We start from the raw sequence: 4,521 nt of genomic DNA, 5'->3' as shown, positions 1-4,521 counted from the left end.
CCCCCGCGGCCCGCACCCACTGCCGCAGCGACTCCGCATGCATGCCCAGATCCCGCGCGACCTGCGCATACGTCAGCGACGGATCGGAGCAGTACGGTGCCACAGCGTCAGCACGGAACTCCGCTGAGTAGTACTTGTGCACCATAGGTGCCATCTCTTCCTCTGAATCCACGAGATCCAGGGTCCGTGATGTCCACCAATCGGGGGAATATCCATCCGCATAGCTGGACGAGCTCGGCTACCTGAACCTGGATCGCAAGGGCGCGAAGCTGCCGTTCCAGATCTTCACCGAGCGCGAGGAGCGCAAGGCCACCGCGATCGCCACGAACTCACCCTTCACCGAATGGGACAAGACCTTCGGCGACGCCCGCCTCTGCGCGGCCATCGCCGACCGGATCACCTTCCGCTGCACCCTGATTCAGACCGGCACCGAGTCCTACCGCTACCAGGCCACACAGGAATCCCTCTTCCCCTCCCCGAACTGACACATCTGTCGAGGTACATCTCTCGATGAATGCGTCCAACTGCGTTCGTGACCTGCCGCGCGGCTGACTGGCCGGTGCGGGCCGACTCACACCGTAATCAACGGGGACGGATCGCTCTGGATATGCAGATGACAGACGCGGCGTGGTCCTGGCAGCATCAGCCAGCTGCCCTGACCGGACTGATCATTGGAGGATCACCACGTCCAGTAGCCCGTATCTGATGCCCCGTCTGCTGACGTGGTCGGAGGTTGACCCCGACCAGCATGCTTTCGCCTGGAGCAGGGAGGAGGAGGCCGAGGTCACGGCGGAGGTCCTCGCGCTGGTTCCCTCAGGCGACGCCTACTCGTTGAGCTTCGACGACTTCTTGAACCCGGTCACGGAGCTCCTGGTCGGCCGCTACGGCCGGTGGGCCTGCGGATGGCACTGGGCGGTTGGCGAGGGCGGTGGCGGCGGTGTCGTTCAGAGCTGGTGCTGTGACTTCCACTCGCTAAGGGATGGCCCAGAGGCCACAGCCGCCATCGTCGTGGCGTCGCTCCTGGAATGGCGCGACTGGCTGGAAGAGCTGGCCGAGCGCTTCGTCGAGCTCGCGCCGGTGCCCGACGCGGATGTCGAGGACCGTAGCTGGCACATGCAGCGTGCGGCGACCCGGCTGGTGACACTGTCCGTGGACCGCACGTGTGCCCAGGATGGCTGGCACGGGCTCTGCAAGCGAGTGCTGTCCTGGTACCTCTCCTCAATAGGCATGGAGGGTGAGGAAGCAGCCAAGCTGGTGGAGAGTGCGGTCGACGGCCGGTTCAAGAGCTGGGCCGTACCGAGCTGCACCACGGTCGACGCGGTCGTGGAGGACCTGGCATTCAACGCAACCGGACATCGGCCGTACCGTGACTACTGACTCCCTCGCCGTCTGGTGCGCGGTCAGGGACGAGGTCGACTGGAACTCCGCCGGTGCCGGGCCACAGCATCCCGTGGTGCCGGCCGTCGACGGGCTCACAGCTTGGTTCAACGGCGAGGTCCGCAACCGGTGCCCGCAACGCGCCGACCGGCTACTCGCTGCAAACGACCTGGCCCGCACAGACGCCGCCCGCAGGCGTCCCCTCACTCCTGCCCTGATCACCGGTTGGCAGCGCCTGATCCTCGGCAGACCCGACATCACCTTCCGGGACGGCGACGCCTTCGCCAAAGACGGCCGTGAGCGCTACGGGCTCACCCCGTCCACGTGGAATGAATTCGCCCAGTGCCTGCACCAGAGCACCGATCCCGCGCTCCCCATAGCCTCCCGCGCAGCCAGAGCGTATCTCGATGTGACCTTCTTCCACCCCTTCCCGGACGGCAACGCACGCTCTGCCCTGCTGGCTCTTGCCTACGTCCTGGACCTCGACGGAGTACGACTGGACCAGGTCTCCCCCTTGCCGATCGCGCGCTACCCGGACGACCCGGCCGGCGCCGCAGACCTGGCGACACTGGTCGCCATCCTCATCCGTGGATCCCAGCGCCGGGGCGGCGCCGCCCCGGCCGTCTCCAGCGGGAGGCCGCACGAGGACACCGACAAGACCACCGCCCACGGGTGACCACCACGAACTGTGAGGGCTCAGGACATGTTTGACGCAATGTTCTCGGGACACCCTTGACAGTTCCTGATCGTGCTTCAGATGCTTCGGGTGTGACTCAGGAGGCGGAGGGCCAGCAGCAGGGCGACTGGTTGGTCGAGCAGAGGTACCGGGCGGTGCTGGAGGTGCTCGACGGTTCGCCGATCACGGAGGTCGCCCAGCGGTACGGGGTCGCACGGCAGTCGGTCTACACGTGGAAGGCGAAGTACGCCGCGGGCGGCTTCGAGGGGTTGCGGGAAGCGTCCCGTCGGCCGCGGACCAGTCCGACCAGGTTGCCGGCCGAGGTGGAAGCCCTGGTCTGCGAGATGCGCCGGTCCCACCCGCGCTGGGGAGCCCGACGGATCGCATTCGAGATCGAGCGACTCGGCGCGGAGTCCGCCCCGTCGCGGGCCACGGTCCACCGGGTCCTTACCCGCAACGGTCTCGTGCGCCCGCAGGAACAGCAGCACCGGCACAAGTACAAGCGGTGGCAGCGCGAGACGCCGATGTACCTGTGGCAGCTCGACTTGGTCGGCGGGATCTACCTCGCCGACGGGCGCGAGTGCAAGATGCTCACCGGGATCGACGACCACTCGCGCTTCATCGTGGTCGCCGAGGTGCTCACCGTTCCCTCCGGGAGGGCGGTCGCCGACGCGTTCGTGCGGGCCATGCGGATCCACGGGGTGCCGGCCGAGGTGCTCACGGACAATGGCAAGCAGTTCACCGGCCGCTACACCAGGCCCACGCCCGCAGAGGTGCTTTTCGAGCGGGTCTGCCGGAAAAACGGGATCGGTGCGAAGCTGACCAAGCCGTACTCGCCGACCACCACTGGCAAGATCGAACGCTGGCACCGGACCCTGCGAAGGGAACTGCTCGACGACTGCGGGCCGTTCGCATCCCTCGCCGCGGCTCAGGCCGCCATCAGCGAGTGGGTTCAGGCCTACAACCACCTCCGCCCACACCAGGCCCTCGACATGGCCACACCCGCCAGCCTGTTCCGGCCCAACCCACAGCCCGAACCCGTCAAGGTCGTGCCTGCCCAGCGGTCCGAGACCGTGCCCGCGCCCGCCGGTTCGGCCCCGCCGGTGCTGGTGATGACGCCGTCGGCCATGTCCATCAGGGGGACCTGGTCGACTTCACGGATTCACGGAATTCGTGCCTGAACCCGTTCTCATGGACAAAGCCAGCTGGTCGCGCTTGCCCGGCAGACCCCGTTCGAGATCAGCGTCTACCTCAAGCGGTCGACCTGACCCTGGGAACGAGGAATTCAAAAGCCCGGTAGGGCGGAGCCGTACAGTTTCCGCTCGCGTCGGCGCCACGTCGTGGCCAGGGCCCGCCCCACACGAAGCGAGAGCACTGCGACAGCATGCCGTGATCGAGCCCGTTGGGTTCCTCGGAGTGCCTGACGCACTGGTCCAGCTGGCTGTCGCGTGGCGTACCCTGCCGTCCCCCGCCTTCAGCGCCGCTGTAGCGTTGTCCGCAACCGATCAGGGGGATTCAGTGACGAGGTCCTTGCACTTCAGCTGGGAACTGAGCGGCTCCGGCTGGGCGACGTGCAGGATCTGGGACGGCTCGACGAAGCACCGGGAGAGCGTCAGCTACTGTACAAACGCGCTCGCCGACTTGTTGAAAGGCGTGACAGGCCTTTACGGCCCGCATGGCATCCAGCGGTTCTCGTTCGACCTTGAACCGGCAGAGGCGCGGTGGATTCTTCGTCGCCGAAACAGTGACGTGCACATCACGATCCGTCGTTTCCCGGACATGTCGACCAGCTTCGACGCACCGGACGGCAAGGGTACCCTCGTGTGGACGTCCACACGTCCTCGTACCTCCTTGGCACATGCGGTCCTGATGGCTGCCGAGAAGGTGCGGCGAACCCACGGCGAGGACGGCTACCTCCAGAAGTGGCAGATGCACGCCTTCCCCACCACCGAACTGGAAACCCTTCGGCACCTGCACCTGGCAGCGGATGACTGCGCTCTCCAGCACTGAACCAACGGCGCCTCACGGCGCAAACAAAAGCTGAGCCAGAACCGCTTCTTAGTACTGCAACGGTGCTTACCGTGACGGTTGTCGGGTTAGCTCGTTGAGCTGTTCATGGGTGGGGACATATCCGAGATCGATGCTCGTCGCTGGTCGGATGGGCTGGCAGGGTTGCATGAGCGGTTTGCTCACCGGTTCGCGCGGAGTGAGTCGCGGGAGTCGGCGCTGGCTTACATGTGGGGCCTGCTGGCGCCTTTGGAGCGCAAGAACGGGTGGACGGTGGCCGAGGAGGCCGGTCATGTCGGTCCGGACCGGATCCAGCGGCTGCTGAACCGGATCGACTGGGACGCGGACGGGGGGGGGGGGGGGGGGGGGGGGGAGGGGGGTGGGGGGGGGGGGGGGTGGGGGGGGGGGGGTGGGGGGGGGGGGGGGGGGAGGGTGGGGGGGGGGGGGGGGGGGTGGGCGAG

Annotated in this window: 5 protein-coding genes and 2 pseudogenes; 6 read left to right on the top strand and 1 reads right to left on the bottom strand. The window is 67.0% G+C overall.

What is annotated here, in order from left to right; all coding sequences use genetic code 11:
• Positions 1-145: transposase (locus AC07BF_RS37500; RefSeq protein WP_478334589.1), on the bottom strand; the 145-nt coding region annotated here is incomplete at its 3' end.
• Between the two features lie 79 nt (positions 146-224).
• Here AC07BF_RS37500 and AC07BF_RS37495 point away from each other — a divergent pair.
• The 6 genes and pseudogenes from AC07BF_RS37495 to AC07BF_RS37470 form a co-directional block, all read left to right on the top strand.
• Positions 225-485 carry an ATP-binding protein gene (locus AC07BF_RS37495; RefSeq protein ID WP_478334588.1) on the top strand — a complete coding sequence of 87 codons (261 nt, stop codon included), beginning with the start codon at positions 225-227 and terminating at the stop codon, positions 483-485.
• Positions 486-705: 220 nt separating this feature from the next.
• Complete coding sequence (locus tag AC07BF_RS37490) at positions 706-1,377, top strand: hypothetical protein (protein WP_478334587.1); 672 nt, start codon at positions 706-708, stop codon at positions 1,375-1,377.
• Positions 1,367-2,053 carry a Fic family protein gene (locus tag AC07BF_RS37485; protein ID WP_478334586.1) on the top strand — a complete coding sequence of 229 codons (687 nt, stop codon included), beginning with the start codon at positions 1,367-1,369 and terminating at the stop codon, positions 2,051-2,053. The genes AC07BF_RS37490 and AC07BF_RS37485 overlap by 11 nt, the downstream gene beginning before the upstream one ends.
• Positions 2,054-2,145: 92 nt before the next feature.
• A pseudogene (locus tag AC07BF_RS37480) lies at positions 2,146-3,156 on the top strand (IS481 family transposase); the annotation flags it as partial.
• Positions 3,157-3,469: 313 nt separating this feature from the next.
• A complete protein-coding gene (locus AC07BF_RS37475; RefSeq protein ID WP_478334585.1) occupies positions 3,470-4,063 on the top strand; it encodes a hypothetical protein in 594 nt (197 codons plus the stop codon).
• Positions 4,064-4,168: 105 nt separating this feature from the next.
• Positions 4,169-4,408: pseudogene (locus AC07BF_RS37470) on the top strand (IS701 family transposase); the annotation flags it as partial.
• Positions 4,409-4,521: the final 113 nt, after the last annotated feature.

The organism is Kitasatospora sp. NPDC043950 (genome assembly GCF_056435345.1).
The sequence above is the reverse complement of the archived record's forward strand: the minus strand, read 5'-3'. Positions and strand labels throughout refer to the sequence as shown.